Genomic DNA, 14,278 nt, shown 5'->3' on the forward strand with positions numbered 1-14,278 from the left:
CAGACCTCTCACCTACCCTTATCTATCAGTAAGACCCATCATCCATCGCAGGAACGATGGTAGCATCCGAGCAGGATGTGAGACGCATGTGGAAAAGAAAGAGGCGTTTTTCTGCACTGTTCTGACCAACAGAGTAGATTATTTATTGTGTTTTTTTGATTCATTTCCGAACTGAGCGTGACATCTGAGATGCAGATGTTTGTTGAGTTTGGGAAATCATATGTCGGATGAAGACAAAAGAGGCTTCGTTTTCCACTCGTCTCAGGGAGAGACGGAGCTTTCGATCGAAGAGGTAAAGCAGCTCGCAGAGCGGAACGATCCGGATGGATTGTACGCGCTCGGGATGGCATATCTCTACGGTTGGGACATCCCCCAGGATGAGGCCTTGGGGTACAAGTATCTCGAGGAGGCATCAGATAAGGGCCAGAGCGAGGCCATGACCCTTCTGGTCAGGATGTACATGCAGGGTGAGTATGACGGCATGGATCAGGAGAAGGCCGCCAAGATGTCCATCCTGGCCGCCAAAGACGGCATCCCCGATGCCCAGCTGTACGCAGGATTGGCCTACATGGACGGCATAGCCGTCAAACAGGATTACAAGGAAGCCGTAAGGTTGTTCCGTCTGGCAGCTAACCAGGGGAATGATGAGGCCCGCACGAATCTCGCTTTCCTCTTCCAGGAAGGTCTGGGTGTCGAGAAGGACGAATCCAAGGCATTCAAGATGTACAGGACCTCGGCCAATAACGGCAACCTCAATGCCATGTTCCATCTTGCCATCGCCTATGAGTTCGGTACCGGTACCAAAAGGGACATCTCCAAGGCAGTGGAATGGTACGCAAAAGGCTCTGATTCCAACGATCCATTCGCCGCCGAGAGGCTTGCTTACATCTATGCCGAGGGTATCGAAGGCATCGAACCCGATGCCGACAAAGCATTCGAATTGTTCTTGAAGGCAGCCAATGCAGGCATCCCCGGAGCCATGTTCATGGTCGGCTACTGTTACGTCGGAGGGCATGGCGTATCCCCCGATGTCGAAGAGGCCAAGAAGTGGCTGAAGATGGCCGCTGACAGCGATATCCCCGAGGCCAAGGAACTGTTGGCCCAACTGTGATTTATATTGTCCAATCCATAGGGGTCTCGATAAAATGGACAGCGAGAACCTCAAAGCAAGCGCAGAGGCAGGAGACGTCGAATCCCAGTACAAGCTAGGACTCAACTACATCTATGGTACGGATGTCCCTAAGGACACCACCAAGGCCGCTGAGTGGTTCAAGAAGGCGGCAGATCAGGGATACCTCCCCGCACGCAGGGAACTCGCTTTGCTCCTGGCCGCCGGTGACGGTGTCGATGTTGACATGGAGAAAGCCATTCAATACCTCTCGGAGGCAGCTGACCAGCTCGATCCCAGCGCATTGTACCACCTCGGACTCATGTATGAGGTAGGAATCGGAATCCCCAAGGATCTCCAAAAGAGCGTCAGGATGCTCGCTTACGCGGCAGAGATGGGATATCCCGGAGCGGATACAGACGCTGAGAGAGTCGATAAGATACTCTACGACGAGAGGGTCAAGAAGCTCCGCGCCAGACCTCTCTTGCACCTCCAGATTTCCGATGTGGATGTCGAGGCTGCTTGCTGCAAGCCGATGCTGGACCATCTCATATCCGAGGATATAGTCTTCATCGACTCCAGGACAGGCCCCGCACTTCTGGGCGAGGACAAGGACGGAATGGACGCTGTACTGGACCACTGCCCGTTCTGCGGAGCACCTATCCAGATCATACCCCGCGACACCAAGTTCTGATGAATATGGACGATACGGACCAGCAGATAGAGTTCCTGAAGGAGAAGCTCTCCATTCTCAGGGAGTAGATGCCCGAGACACCTCTCGATGCCGAGAAGAAGGCCATGGAGGTAGGGCTCATAGAGGAACAGCTGGCCGAGCTCTATCAGCAGAAAGGAATGCTGACAGACGATTCTCCCAAAACATCTAACGATCTCGATTCGCTCTCAGAGGAGATCGGATCCATCACGGACGAGCTGATGGAGATCGAGATCAAGATGCTCAAAGCGGAGATGTCCGGAGACGACAGCGAGAAGATCAAGCTTCAGCTATCCGCCAACGCACTCAAATCCAGGAGGCAGGCTCTTATCGATGAGGTTAGGAACATGAACTCCCAGACCACAGACTCGTCCGGAGATCTGGAGGCCCGCATCGCCGCTCTGGAGAAGGAGGTCAGCGACCTCAAAGCATTAATCTACCAATTAATTACGAGATGATACCATGGAAACCAATGAGTTGGAGAAGGCCTATCTGGCCTCTAAGGTCGTGATGAAGGGTGATTATCCCTATTTCATCAACGCCATTTCGGACGGAAACCCCTCTATCTCACGCGAGCTTCTCGACCAGATAGTCGGAAACTTCCAGAGATTGACAGACCTCGACACCGACGTCTATCTAGCTCCGGAAGCTATGGGAATCCCCATCGCAGCTGCACTTACCATGCGCACCGGAGTTCCATTCCAGATCATCCGTAAGAGAGGACATGGCATCCCAGAGGAGATCAAGCTGAAGAAGGCCACCGGCTACGAGACCGCCGATATGTTCCTGAGCTTCATGGAGCCGGGTACAAAGGCCATACTGGTCGATGATGTTGTCAGCACTGGAGGTACTCTGGAGGCCATCGTGAACATTTTACGTGAACACGACATCATCATCGAAAAGGCCCTCTGCGTCCTGAACAAGTGCAAGGATCTTGATGCCCTTTCCGAGAAGATAGGAATACCGATCTACACGCTCATCGATGTCGCTGTCGAGGACGGAAAACCCGTTCTCAGACAATAAGGGGGAGTAGTCATGTTCGCGGATGCCTGCCAGAAAGCCATGGGATACACACGTCCGGTAGCCGTCTCGACTCGTACTCTCGACGGCACATTGCGTACGGATATCGCTTCCTTCATAGTCGTCAACAAGGACGGTTGGGCCATTACCGCGGGCCACGTATTCGATTCCTTCGCCAAATTCCAGAGCGACAGCAAGAAGATGGAGGAGATCGATGTGATCAATTCCGGAAGATCTCAAGGCGCAGGAAAGCTCTCCGGCGAGATAAAGAAGGACAAAACCTTCCTAACCAACCATTCATTCTGGTGGGGATGGGACGGAGTCATGTTATCCACGGTCACCATCAACCGTCAGGCGGACATCGCATTGGTGAAATTGGAGAACTTTGACCCCAAGAATGTTCCCGAGTACCCCGTGTTCGCCGATTCATCCCACATGAGGATAGGCACAAGCGTTTGCCGCGGCGGCTATCCATTCATAGAGATCACTCCCAAGTTCCTTGAGGACAGGAAGGCTTTCAGCATCCCTTCCATACCTCATGACAAGTTCTTCTACCCCATAGACGGGATATTCACCCACTACGAGGACAAGGGCAAATCGAAAGACGGCAGCCTTGACCTCAAGTACATAGAGACCTCATCAATCGGTCTGAGAGGCCAGTCTGGCGGTCCGATCTTCGATGCTCAGGGAAGGATCTACGGAATGCAGATACTCACAGAGCACCGTGTAACCGGATTCCACCCTACTGCAGAGGTCGATGGGCAGAAGTACATCGAGACTCAGTTCATGAACGTGGGTGTCGGACTGCATGTGGACACCATCCTTCAGCTCATGGATATGAGGAACGTCAGGTATCAGAAGGAAGGCGACGAGAGCGGTTTCAGGATCGTCGACTGATCAGAATTTATCTGAAATCTCTGACGGAGAGTTGACGTATTTCAGGCCGTGCTTGACGCAGTAATCCTCGTTCAGCTCGTAGCCGTATGTGGCTGCCAGGAAGTCCGTGCCAGAGACTTTCGATGCCCTGTAATCATCCAAACCATCGCCGATCATCACTGCTTCTTCAGGCAGCACATCCACGTCGTAGATGCACATGTCTATCAGGTCCTCTTTGACGTAGGGTATCACAAAGCTCGCTCCGTGTACGGTATCGAAGTAGTCGATAATCCCATAGTTCTCCAGCGTACTCTTTGCATACTCATCTGCCATGAGAGTGGCCAGACCAATAAGGTATCCTCTTTCCTTGAGGTCTATGAGGACTTCTTTTATGCCGTCGAACAGTTCGGACATCGCCTGTCCGAATTCTACGTAGAATTTCGTGTAGACCTTAATGGCCTCATCGATATCTATCGTAGGATCATCTAGAATCATCCTCAGATTCTCATCGAAAGGTCCGCAAAGGCCCTCGGCGATCCTGTCGTCCGTGATGTCCATCTTGCCATAATGCTCTCCAGTCCTCTTGTAGCAGTAGGCGATACCTGGGGAAGAATTGTTGACGGTACCGTCTAGATCGAAGATCAGGAGCTTAGTATCTGGCATCAGCCCTCCAATCTGCACCACTAATAAAAATCTACACGCCATTAGGTAGGATGTTGAAAGGATAGATAACGAATTAGATGTAAATAATATATCTAATAAAGCTACAAGCTAAATTAATAAAGATACAATGAACAACAAACCCGTATCGAAGGAAAAACTCGTGGAACTCTTCCATAACGGGGCTATCCGCAAGCTCGAGGAACATGAGATATTCGCTATGCGTGCCAATACTAATCCGGATCGCGAGAACGTGTACTCTGAACTAAGCACCTATGCGGACATCGAATCGCGCTACTACGATATGGCCGAGCATTACTATGCTGAAAACTTCTCTTATTTCGAGAATGGATCGAACGAAGATCTTCTAGAAATGACGAAGGAGAGCGAGCTGCCTCCAAGATTGTATGCAGAGTATCTGAGGGAGATCGATCCGGCCGAGAGGCTGAATGAGAAGATCACCCATGCCTACCTCACTAATCTGAAGAAGAACATCACCAAGATAAGGGACGAGATGAGATGATCTACGATTCGGATGAATGTGCTGTAATCGAATCTATCCGGAACCGCAAGAGTTCTGAGCGCGTCATATACAACAGCATGGAGTTCCTTCCACCTTCTTTCATTTCCGCTATGGACTGTCAGATGCAACTGGATCTGTCGAGATGCGATGCGATGCTCAGGATAGCAAAGAACGATTTCTCGAATCTTGACGAGGATCTCATTGCCCTGGCCCCTCACCCCATCTAGCTTCCTGTAGAATTGCACCAGCATTACATGGAAAGCCTGACGGAAGAGGACATGCGTATGGAATCTGCATTCGTCGCTTACTGCAACATAGGCATCGGCGCATACTATCATTTCTCCATGGCGCAGAAATGGTCCGAGGAGATATTGGCGGGGAGCAAAGCAGTATCATATTCCGATTTCATGGCGCTCCAGCGTCTGAGCGAATTACTGAGGATTGCAGGAGAGCGTTGCGATTTGATGAAGGATGAAACGGATCTGCCGTATGTCGAAGCAGGCCGGTATATCGAATGTATGCTCGATGAATGCAGCATCCTCATGAGGACTCATCTGTCCAAGATAGTTACGATGGATGAGCTGTGCTATCATTTGGATTTCAGGGAGTATGTTGATGTCGATGCATTCAACAAGTTATTCCTTCCTGATTATGCACCGGAGGTACGCAGAGATATAATCGCTTTCCAGAACAAATTTGCTGCAAGAGGCGATATCTTGTATGCTTTGCTCATCGTTTCTGCTAAGATGCAGCTATAACGTAATTAATTAAGCTGATTACTTTATTACATTAATTATTATCAAATTGCCTCTCTGTTTTGCTATTTTGTTTGAATATGTTAAATTAATTTAGCTATTACATTAATTAGTTTAATTATTAATGCAGAAAACTGTAATGCAATGTAAATTCATAATTAATTTAGCTAATAACTAAATTGACTTTATTTTTAATGATTAATAGTATAATGTAACGGAATTTTAAGATAGTTTGCAATTAATAAAGCTAATTGCTTTATTACATAAATTAATTGCAGATAATGCTCGTTGTATCGAAAAATTGGTTAAAATGTATATTATTATGCATTTTCAATGAAAATACATCAAAAATCGATTCATAGATCAAAAATCATCAGATTCATGGGCAATATTCTGTCAATAACGGTCTCCCGAATATCAACTAAATTACCCTGTTTTTGACCTAAAAAGGGTGTACTTATCGTGTAGTTTAGCAGATTTCCATTATTTTGTGCTAATTGGGGCCATTTTTGTTCAAAACCATAGCGCTTGATGCCTTTGAGACTATACTTTAAGTCTAACTATTCGATATAGGGCATCTTATTGAATGGAAAATCTAAGATTGTTAGAATAACAACTGTAGACTATGCATATTCATCCCGGATTGTTTCATTTTTCACAGAAGATCTCGATGAATTCTAAAGTGCATTAATAATTATGTTAGTTTAGTTATTAGCTTAATTAATATTGATTAACTCATATTGCAAAATTTAATACATTAATTAAATTAGTTAGTTACGCTATTAGATAATTGAATTAAGCTTAAAGCTTAACTCAATTGAATTGCCCTTTCCAAATCCTTTCACCGAAGCCCGGGAAGTGTGTGCACATAAAAATGATCAGTTTGTTGGTTAAACCACAGACTGACCTCTTCTTGCCTTTGATAGCAGCTTTCAAAGCAGCCGCAACGACCTCTTCCTTGGATACTGCATTGGTGAACACTTTCTTGGGCACATCGGACTCGGTGAGGGTTATGTCAATGAAATCGGTTCTGACCCAACCGGGAGAGACCTCAGTTACCGTTATGCCCCTGTCCTTAAGCTCGATCCTCAATGCGCTACAGAAGTGACGCACGAAAGCTTTGGTTGATGCATATACATTCAGATCGTATAGCGGCAGATATGCAGATTCGGAGCATAGTTCAATTATGTGGCTCCCACGCTTCATGTAGGGGATGCATATGTTTGTCATCTCGACCAGAGCAGTGACGTTGAGGTCGATCATGGCCCTGGTCTGTTCCTTGGGAAGTTCCCAGGTCATACCGAACTTGCCGAACCCCGCGCAATTTACCAGGAAACAGATCTCGGGTTTCTCAGCATCGATGAGTGCCCTTATGGAGTCCAATTCTGCCCTGTCTGTTAGATCGGCAGGAATAACACGTGTAGAAGTCTTCAAAGAAGCGGCTATATCGTCCAGGAGGTCTTTCCTCCTGGCGATGAGCCAAATAGAATCAAGATTCAGGGCATCGAGCCTGCGGCAGAATTCTGCACCCATGCCTGAGGATGCCCCGGTTACGATAGCTACAGACATCAGATGAATACGGATGCTGCGGCTACGACGGCGACAACGACCATTATACCGACCATTAGCAGCGCGCGCCACTTGGCCTTATCTTGCTTGTTCATATTGGTCAGAATTTCATTCAGATATATAACGGTTGAATTGATTGGATAATTTGACTTCCCATCTGGGATGGTCCCGGGTTGCCCCGGGACCTAATGATATGGGTTTATGGCCGTTCAGCGGTTCTCTGCCTCCATTCCATCGGAATCGTGGGCCTGGTCATAGACGAAGGCCGTTGCCATGCGCTTCTCCCTCTCGTCGGTCTTCTTGGCGAATGTCTCCGGCGGGGAAGGCTGGTTGAGCACGATCTGGTTGAACGGAATCTCTATGTGGATCTCGTTGGCCATCCTATAGATCTCTCTGTTGAGGGCTCTCCTCGCAGGATAGAAGTCGACTTCTTTACATTTAGCGAGGAAAAGGAGGTTGACGCTGCTGTCCAACATGTCCTGAACCCCCTTGTAGTAGGGGCCTTCCACGATGTAGGGGATCTTATCCTTGATCTTGGGCATGTAGTCCCTGATGAGGAGCTCGACCCTCTCGAGATCGTCAGCGTAGTTGATCGGCAACTCGCACCTGATGACAGACAGCTCCTGACTCTGGTTGACGACGGCGCTGATCGTGTTGTTGTTGAGGTACTTGATGTTGCCGCCCTCGTCCTGGATCTTGGTGGTACGGATCCCGATCTCCATGACGGATCCCCTCCAGCCGTCCACGACGATGAAGTCGCCGACCTTGAACTCACCGTCGAACACGATGAACAGTCCGGCGATGATATCTGCGATGAGCGATTGTGCACCAAGACCTATGATCAGTCCCAAGATTCCCGCACTTACCAGCAAAGCCTGGGTGTCAACGCCCCATGAGGATAGGATCCAAATGATGGCGACGATGAATATCGCATACCTTGAGAAGCTCAGGATTAGCCTCAGGGCGGTCTGGAAGTGGGTGTCCGCCTTGATTCTGTTCTTTATGACGTTGAGCACAACGAACAGCAGCAACGTGACGAAGAGGATCTCGCAGGTCCTTATCAAAGCAGGGATCTCCTGATACAGCGAATCGATCACGGCGTTCCCTGTGGGGGCGTCGTTGAATATCGAGTCCGGACCGAAGATGTACTGGTCGAATACCACGGCAAGCACCGTGACGATGCCCAGCAGGGCCACCGCCACGAGCACTGCGCGACTTTCTCTCTGTTCATCGGAGAGTTCTTTGTTGTTTTCCTTTTCATTTGTCATTTTCTCACCCATATCATAATATCATAACAAATTCGGTAAATCTATAGGGACGACTATTTTTTCGTATTTAGCAGAAGAGCCTGAAGCATTCCTTACATTTATGCTCAATTCATGATCGCCAGAGACATTGCTTATTTCAATGACATATACATTATTGTCTTTTTCACTAATACCTGGGCTAATTGATTCTCCGTCCAGATATATCGATCCTAATTCAATAGATTCAGTTGCTTTCATGGTGATCTTTACATTGAAGGACGATCCTGAAGAATTAGTATCGACATTTACTGATGATACCAATCCGACATTCTCCACATTTACGGTTTTTTGTCCGGTTTGCTTCAAGCCAGATTCGGCAGATGCGACAATCTTCAATGAATAGGCGCCATACTCAGTGACAGGGAATCTCCCTGTATATTCTAAATCATCAGCAGATCCAAAACTCGCTGTTCCCTTTTCACCTCCATCATGATAAAGTGTTAACACCATGGGAACGGGCAAAGAGGTCTTCACAGAGTAATCGATAGTAGGTGTTAGAGTACTGCCGGAAAGTACAAAGACAACACTAGATGTCACTTTACTATCATCGAATAGTCTTTGAACCGGCATCTTCTTGATTATGTACTCGTCAAGAATCACCCCTATGTAGTAGGTGCCAGAGTCAGCTACTACAAAGTCAAGACCTGATGCTGCATCTGAGAACGGATGAACCGTACCTGATACTGGAGTAGTACATGCCGCATCTGTGTACAGACCTATAGTGATGTCTGCTGTATCAAATTTCTCGTTGTCAATATCAGCAGTTGTATGGACTACGCTTCCCTCAATTGATGCTTCAAGATTGAAATTGGCAGTTTGTAATTCCACATTCATTGTATTGTCATGGTGAACAAAGCCAGGATAATAAAAAACCTCAGAATTGACTAATATCCTTGCAGGAGACGTCGTTATCTTTACAGGTTGGAAGATGTCTGTCGACACGTACGTTGTTCTATCTTCGTCAGTGTATAGGTACATCACGAGATCGATCAGATCATTCGTATTGATTGTTACATCATAGAATGAAAAGTCGTCAAAACTGAACCCACATACCAATGCGAACGGTGGCGTTGTCAACTCGCCTGAATAATAAGTATTCCCATTAACTCCAGCAACTTCCCAGTGATACGTTCTATCGTATTCTATTCCTCCAGAACTAGCGGTTCCGGAAGGGTGCTCCGTCAGATCCGCCTCAAACAAAACATCGCTGGTGGTTGGATCTTTAATACGGAACACGGGAATATCAGAATCACCTGTCACGGTGAAATTATATACCACGGTATTGCCATTGACACGGACATTATTCTTACTGACTTCTGTTTTAGTACCTTCAATATACACCGTTTCAAGTGTCCAAACGTGGTCTCCGAACGTCCCTCCTATGTAATAGTACTGATTACTGAGTAGTTTCTGATTGAACATGTACGTGTCTGATTGGCTAGTCGCTTGTTTCGAAGCGATGGTATCCGCTCCTTTCATCAGATGTATTATAACATCTTCATAGCTTCCTTCCACTATCGTAACTTTGCACGTGATGCCTGATGTGTCGGCAGAGATTATGTCTACGGTTGCGTATTGTACGGAGATGTGTCCATAATAGCTCTGGATCTGTCCCTCATACAGTATGCCGAATGTATAACTACTATTGAAACGGACCCAATCGTCATCCAGAACCCCTGTGGTTGTGTGACTGCTAGGAGTTATGAAGTGCCCATTCTCCATTACAGAATCCAGGCTATATTTGTCATCGATGACATATATGATCTTATCCGAGAAATCGTCGTTGATGGTGACACTATAGTGTATGGTTTCCCCAACTTGTACGAGTTCGAACTCATAATGATTCGGAATAATGAAAGACTTACTGTAATACATCCCGGTTCCTTTGATCTCGACTAGGTAACTGCAATCTCCTGAACCGTAGCTAATTGACTCGGTGACAGTATCTGTGTTCTCGCCTAAGATCAATCCTTTTGAATATACGGCCTCACCAGATTCTTCATCAGTGATTGTCAGGATCGGAACTTCAGCACCATTTGTCACAGTCACGCTGTATTCGATCATGCAATAAAGTGCATTAACATAATTGACGATGACCGCCTCTGTGGATTCCAAGGTGATTGTCTCGCTCACGAATGTTTCAGAGCCAGAAGTTACGGTCAACCGGTATTCTCTACCGGACTCCAGGTCCGTGAACGTGTCCGTATTGGTGCCTTCGGACAGCTCCTTGCTGGCGATGAGGCTCTCCTCTTCCGTCACATCGTAGAGGTATATTGTCGCTATCTCGCCTGTGCCGGTGACCTTGATCTCGTATGAGACGGTGTTCCCCTCCACCTCCAGGCCGACGAGCTCCACGGTTATCGCTCTGGACCCAATGGTGACGGTCTGACTGACGAATGACTGTGATTCCGTGGAGACTCTGAACTCGTATGCCTTCTCGTACTCCAGTCCGCTGATCGTGCCGGTGTTAGCCCCGTCGGCCAGATCCGTAGCGTACACGGACTCTCCGGTTGGTCCGTACAGATGGGCGGTGACGGTCTCGCCGTAACCGGTGACCTGGACCGCATAGGACACGTTGTTCTCGGAGACGGTCAGGTCGGTGAGCTCGACCACGACGGGCGAGGGCTCGGTCGTCACGCTCTCGCTGAGAAGAATCGACTCGGAGGTGGATACCGTGAACGTGTAGGTGTGCCCGTACTTGAGTTCGTTTACCGTTCCCGAATTAGCGCCCTCGGACAGCAGGGCCGAATAGACCGCGGCGGATGTCTCCGCGTCCTTCAGTTCCGCTGTAATCTCGGAATGTATGCCTTCGACCGTCACGCTGAAGGATACGGCGTTCTTCGATGCGGACAGGCTGTCCAGGGTGATGACCGGGGACTGCGTGGATAGATCCTGCTGCATGTACGATGCAGTGGGCGACTCCACGGTGAGGATGTAGGTGTGCGCCTCCGCGAGTCCCGAGACCGTGGCGGAACAGCGCCCGTCGGTCAACGGTGACGAATAGAGTGTAGAACCCGTGTCCGGATCGCTGAGCGTGGCGTATGCACCCTCATCCGTACCGTGGAGACGCACGGAGAATCCGATCGAATCGAACGTGGCGTCGTAGTACTCCAGTTCCGCCCAGACCGGCTCTCCAGGGATGGTCTGGGATGCCAGGACCAGCAACGGCGGCAGTCCTGTCCTCACTTCCACGGAATGGTCCTTCGAGCCGTCCAGGCCCGCCAGATTGCCTGACAGCTGGCCATCGGGTATCGCCTCCTGCTGGACGATCGTCCCGCCCTCGAGGAGGACGGCGTAATAGGTCTCGGATTCAACGGCATCGACGAGCTCGATCGAGTAGCTCAGCATCCCTCCGACGAAATACGCATCCAGGTATATCTGGACATCAGCATTCTCGATGGTGGGCACGACCACGGATGTGACCACTACCATGGCGACCATGGTGGTCGCCATGACCTGGGCCGCTGTGACGCTGGCCGCAGACGATGCGGCAGCGGATGAACTCGCCGCCGCTGAAGACGAGGCCGCCGAGGAAGAGGCGGAAGACGATGCGGATGATGATGCCGATGACGAAGAGGACGAGCCTGAGGCAGACGACAGGTCCGAGGAGGAGCTGTCGGTGCTGGGGTTATCGGAGCTCTGCTCCTGCTCGCGCTTCTGCTGGCGTTCCTCCTCCTCTTCCGTCAGTTGAAGGGGAGGTCCGTACTCCTGCATGGGGAACTCTGCATAATCGCAGTGATACTCGTCGACGTATGCAAAGTTACTGTAAACCTGCGGAGAGTACTCTGGGTAGACTTCGAACTCCTTGGTATGGTTGTTGTTCGGCTCCCTCAGCTGCTGAAACTCCTCTATCAGAGTAAGACCCCGCTTACCAACTGTACAGTTAACGAAGTTTAATAGTTTGTTTCAGGGTATTTAAAAAGGAGACTGGGTTGTTGATCCGGGACCGAACGGTACGGTCATCTCGACGGGGTGAACGGGCGGCTCAATCGCCATCCTCGGACGGATCGAGTTTGCTGTCGGACGGAGGGATGCCCTCCACCTCGTCGTAGACGGGGACGTATTCGGGATTCCTCTTCAAGGGATCCCTGACCTTCTTGGCCATCTTATCCTGTATGCCGTTGAACTTTTCCGGAGATATAACGGGGGTGGCGTCATGTTTTATCAATAGTCCGTCCCAACGCATATAGCCGGCGTAAACGGGGTTGTGGAGGATGTTCCTCAGGTTGTACTTGTTCCATGGGTTCCCCTTGCGCGTCAGCAGGCCCTGCCTGTTCAGGGAATAGCAGATGGAATCCATGGTCTCGTCCTGGGCGTAGAGCTCGAAAATCAGCGATACGACGTATTGCTCGTCCATATCGTCTACAAGCTTCCCTTCGCTGATGCGGTATCCGAAGGGAGGGGTAAATCCCATGGTCCTCTTCTCATCGTCGTTGTTCTCCAGCGTCTCTGCTTTCTGGCGCATACCGTCCTTTGTGCGTTCGCCTATCTGTCCGCTCTCGAGCTGGGCGACGCTCTGCAATAGCTGGATGACGAAGGTGCCCATGGCGGTGTTGGTGTCCCATTTCTCCTGCTTGGAGATGAACTCCTTGTTCTTCTTCTTGAGGAGGTCCATCATCTCCAGGAAATTGCGGCTGTTCCTGTGGATACGGTCCATCTTCAGGACCAGGATAGAATCCCAGGTGTCGATGTCCTCCAGCATCTGTTTGTATGCAGGACGTCTGGTGTTGCGGCCAGAGTAACCGTCGTCGATGTAGAACTTGACGATCTCGTAGCCAGTGTACGAGCAGTAATCCTCGAGAGCCTGTTTCTGCGCCGCTAGAGAGTATCCCTCGCGTGCCTGCTCCTCTGTGGAGACCCTGATGTATGCGGCTACCCTGCCTCTGCTCATGACGATAGGTATTCGGGGTTCACGGCCTTGAACTTATCGACAGATACTATGGCCTGAACGGCGGACTTGAGCTGGATGTTATCCCAGCGCCTCTGTCCGATGTAGAGGGGGTTGTGCAGGATGTTCGAGATGGTCTGTCTGCTCCATCCTACTCCCTTCTTGGATTCAATGCCCGCATCGTTGAGGTGATCGCAGATCTCCTGAAGGGTCGATCCTCCGATTGCCATGTTGTAAATGGCGCGGACGATGTGCGCCTCATCGTCTACGACGACGAGCTTGCCGTTCAAATACTGATATCCGTAGGGGTGGGCTGATCCGAGGTTGCCCTCGCAGTTCTTGGCCTTGTACGTCATGGCCAGCTTAACCCTGTCCCCGATCTGCTCGCTCTCTAGCTGAGCTATACGCTGCATGATATCCATAACGAATCTTCCCATGGTATCCTCCGTGTCGAGATTGTCATAGATGGATACGAACTTCTTGTCATTCTTGCGCAGCTGGTCCATCATGAGCGTGAAGTTCAGGCTGTTCCTGTGGATACGGTCCATCTTGAGAACGATGAGCTTGTCCCAAGAGTCCATCTCCGACATCATGCGCTGATAGGCAGGCCTGTTGCTCTTAGTACCGGAATAACCGTCATCGATGTAGCGGTCGGCTATATCCAACCCCTCTGCCCTGCAATAGGCCTCCAACTTCTTCATCTGGGCGTCCAGAGAGAAACCTTCCAAAGCCTGGTCCTCAGTGGATACCCTGGCGTAAAGTGCTGCACGCAAGTGCTATCCATCCCGAGAAGATTATCTGATTCTGTTTATTTAAGCATTGACCTTAATTTTTACAAAATGGACAATATAAACTCGTAG

Annotated in this window: 15 protein-coding genes; 9 read left to right on the top strand and 6 right to left on the bottom strand. The window is 49.5% G+C overall.

The features are described from left to right. The first annotated feature begins 220 nt into the window (after positions 1-220). From PED39_06860 to PED39_06880, 5 genes are all read left to right on the top strand, one after another. The gene (locus PED39_06860) at positions 221-1,111 is read left to right on the top strand and encodes an SEL1-like repeat protein (protein ID WII07304.1); all 891 of its coding nucleotides are present in this window, start codon (positions 221-223) and stop codon (positions 1,109-1,111) included. Between the two features lie 34 nt (positions 1,112-1,145). Next, positions 1,146-1,802, top strand: a complete 657-nt coding sequence (locus PED39_06865; protein WII07305.1) for a tetratricopeptide repeat protein — start codon at positions 1,146-1,148, stop codon at positions 1,800-1,802. Positions 1,803-1,870: 68 nt separating this feature from the next. Further along, a complete protein-coding gene (locus PED39_06870; GenBank protein WII07306.1) occupies positions 1,871-2,278 on the top strand; it encodes a hypothetical protein in 408 nt (135 codons plus the stop codon). Positions 2,279-2,282: 4 nt separating this feature from the next. Then, the gene (locus PED39_06875; GenBank protein WII07307.1) at positions 2,283-2,843 is read left to right on the top strand and encodes an adenine phosphoribosyltransferase; all 561 of its coding nucleotides are present in this window, start codon (positions 2,283-2,285) and stop codon (positions 2,841-2,843) included. A gap of 12 nt (positions 2,844-2,855) precedes the next feature. Beyond that, positions 2,856-3,737 carry a serine protease gene (locus PED39_06880; protein ID WII07308.1) on the top strand — a complete coding sequence of 294 codons (882 nt, stop codon included), beginning with the start codon at positions 2,856-2,858 and terminating at the stop codon, positions 3,735-3,737. On the opposite strand, the gene PED39_06885 is transcribed toward PED39_06880, so the two are convergent. Next, positions 3,738-4,379 (bottom strand): HAD family hydrolase, encoded by a 642-nt coding sequence (locus PED39_06885; protein ID WII07309.1) that lies wholly within the window; start codon positions 4,377-4,379, stop codon positions 3,738-3,740. It lies immediately after the preceding gene. Between the two features lie 127 nt (positions 4,380-4,506). Between PED39_06885 and PED39_06890 the strand changes: the two genes are divergently transcribed. Genes PED39_06890 through PED39_06900 form a run of 3 tightly spaced genes read left to right on the top strand, consistent with a single transcriptional unit; the run spans position 4,507 to position 5,657 of the window. After that, positions 4,507-4,899, top strand: a complete 393-nt coding sequence (locus PED39_06890; GenBank protein ID WII07310.1) for a hypothetical protein — start codon at positions 4,507-4,509, stop codon at positions 4,897-4,899. Next, positions 4,896-5,126: a hypothetical protein gene (locus tag PED39_06895; protein WII07311.1), complete on the top strand. Its 231-nt coding sequence runs from the start codon at positions 4,896-4,898 to the stop codon at positions 5,124-5,126. Before PED39_06890 ends, PED39_06895 begins: the two co-directional genes overlap by 4 nt. A 27-nt stretch (positions 5,127-5,153) precedes the next feature. Further along, a complete protein-coding gene (locus PED39_06900; GenBank protein WII07312.1) occupies positions 5,154-5,657 on the top strand; it encodes a hypothetical protein in 504 nt (167 codons plus the stop codon). Between the two features lie 810 nt (positions 5,658-6,467). On the opposite strand, the gene PED39_06905 is transcribed toward PED39_06900, so the two are convergent. The 3 genes from PED39_06905 to PED39_06915 form a co-directional block, all read right to left on the bottom strand. Then, positions 6,468-7,223, bottom strand: coding sequence for an SDR family NAD(P)-dependent oxidoreductase (locus PED39_06905; protein WII07313.1), 756 nt, complete (start codon positions 7,221-7,223; stop codon positions 6,468-6,470). Positions 7,224-7,432: 209 nt separating this feature from the next. After that, a complete protein-coding gene (locus PED39_06910) occupies positions 7,433-8,491 on the bottom strand; it encodes a mechanosensitive ion channel family protein (protein WII07314.1) in 1,059 nt (352 codons plus the stop codon). Positions 8,492-8,512: 21 nt separating this feature from the next. After that, positions 8,513-11,971: a hypothetical protein gene (locus PED39_06915; GenBank protein WII07315.1), complete on the bottom strand. Its 3,459-nt coding sequence runs from the start codon at positions 11,969-11,971 to the stop codon at positions 8,513-8,515. Here PED39_06915 and PED39_06920 point away from each other — a divergent pair. Further along, the gene (locus tag PED39_06920) at positions 11,961-12,221 is read left to right on the top strand and encodes a hypothetical protein (GenBank protein ID WII07316.1); all 261 of its coding nucleotides are present in this window, start codon (positions 11,961-11,963) and stop codon (positions 12,219-12,221) included. The two genes, PED39_06915 and PED39_06920, sit on opposite strands and share 11 nt — an antisense overlap. Positions 12,222-12,515: 294 nt before the next feature. On the opposite strand, the gene PED39_06925 is transcribed toward PED39_06920, so the two are convergent. Next, entirely contained in the window at positions 12,516-13,421 is a 906-nt protein-coding gene (locus tag PED39_06925) for a recombinase family protein (GenBank protein WII07317.1), read from the bottom strand. Continuing rightward, positions 13,418-14,191 (bottom strand): recombinase family protein, encoded by a 774-nt coding sequence (locus PED39_06930; GenBank protein ID WII07318.1) that lies wholly within the window; start codon positions 14,189-14,191, stop codon positions 13,418-13,420. The genes PED39_06925 and PED39_06930 overlap by 4 nt, the downstream gene beginning before the upstream one ends. Positions 14,192-14,278: the final 87 nt, after the last annotated feature.

It is taken from the genome of Methanomassiliicoccales archaeon LGM-RCC1 (genome assembly GCA_030168575.1).
Classification (GTDB): Archaea; Thermoplasmatota; Thermoplasmata; order Methanomassiliicoccales; family Methanomethylophilaceae; genus Methanoprimaticola.

Bases quoted from the DNA above. Each gene is read 5' to 3' on its own strand.
- PED39_06860 (WII07304.1), top strand. From the start codon at position 221: ATGTCGGATGAAGACAAAAGAGGCTTCGTTTTCCACTCGTCTCAGGGA.
- PED39_06865 (WII07305.1), top strand. From the start codon at position 1,146: ATGGACAGCGAGAACCTCAAAGCAAGCGCAGAGGCAGGAGACGTCGAA.
- PED39_06870 (WII07306.1), top strand. From the start codon at position 1,871: ATGCCCGAGACACCTCTCGATGCCGAGAAGAAGGCCATGGAGGTAGGG.
- PED39_06875 (WII07307.1), top strand. From the start codon at position 2,283: ATGGAAACCAATGAGTTGGAGAAGGCCTATCTGGCCTCTAAGGTCGTG.
- PED39_06880 (WII07308.1), top strand. From the start codon at position 2,856: ATGTTCGCGGATGCCTGCCAGAAAGCCATGGGATACACACGTCCGGTA.
- PED39_06885 (WII07309.1), bottom strand. From the start codon at position 4,379: ATGCCAGATACTAAGCTCCTGATCTTCGATCTAGACGGTACCGTCAAC.
- PED39_06890 (WII07310.1), top strand. From the start codon at position 4,507: ATGAACAACAAACCCGTATCGAAGGAAAAACTCGTGGAACTCTTCCAT.
- PED39_06895 (WII07311.1), top strand. From the start codon at position 4,896: ATGATCTACGATTCGGATGAATGTGCTGTAATCGAATCTATCCGGAAC.
- PED39_06900 (WII07312.1), top strand. From the start codon at position 5,154: ATGGAAAGCCTGACGGAAGAGGACATGCGTATGGAATCTGCATTCGTC.
- PED39_06905 (WII07313.1), bottom strand. From the start codon at position 7,223: ATGTCTGTAGCTATCGTAACCGGGGCATCCTCAGGCATGGGTGCAGAA.
- PED39_06910 (WII07314.1), bottom strand. From the start codon at position 8,491: ATGACAAATGAAAAGGAAAACAACAAAGAACTCTCCGATGAACAGAGA.
- PED39_06920 (WII07316.1), top strand. From the start codon at position 11,961: ATGGCGACCATGGTGGTCGCCATGACCTGGGCCGCTGTGACGCTGGCC.
- PED39_06915 (WII07315.1), bottom strand. From the start codon at position 11,971: ATGGTCGCCATGGTAGTGGTCACATCCGTGGTCGTGCCCACCATCGAG.
- PED39_06925 (WII07317.1), bottom strand. From the start codon at position 13,421: ATGAGCAGAGGCAGGGTAGCCGCATACATCAGGGTCTCCACAGAGGAG.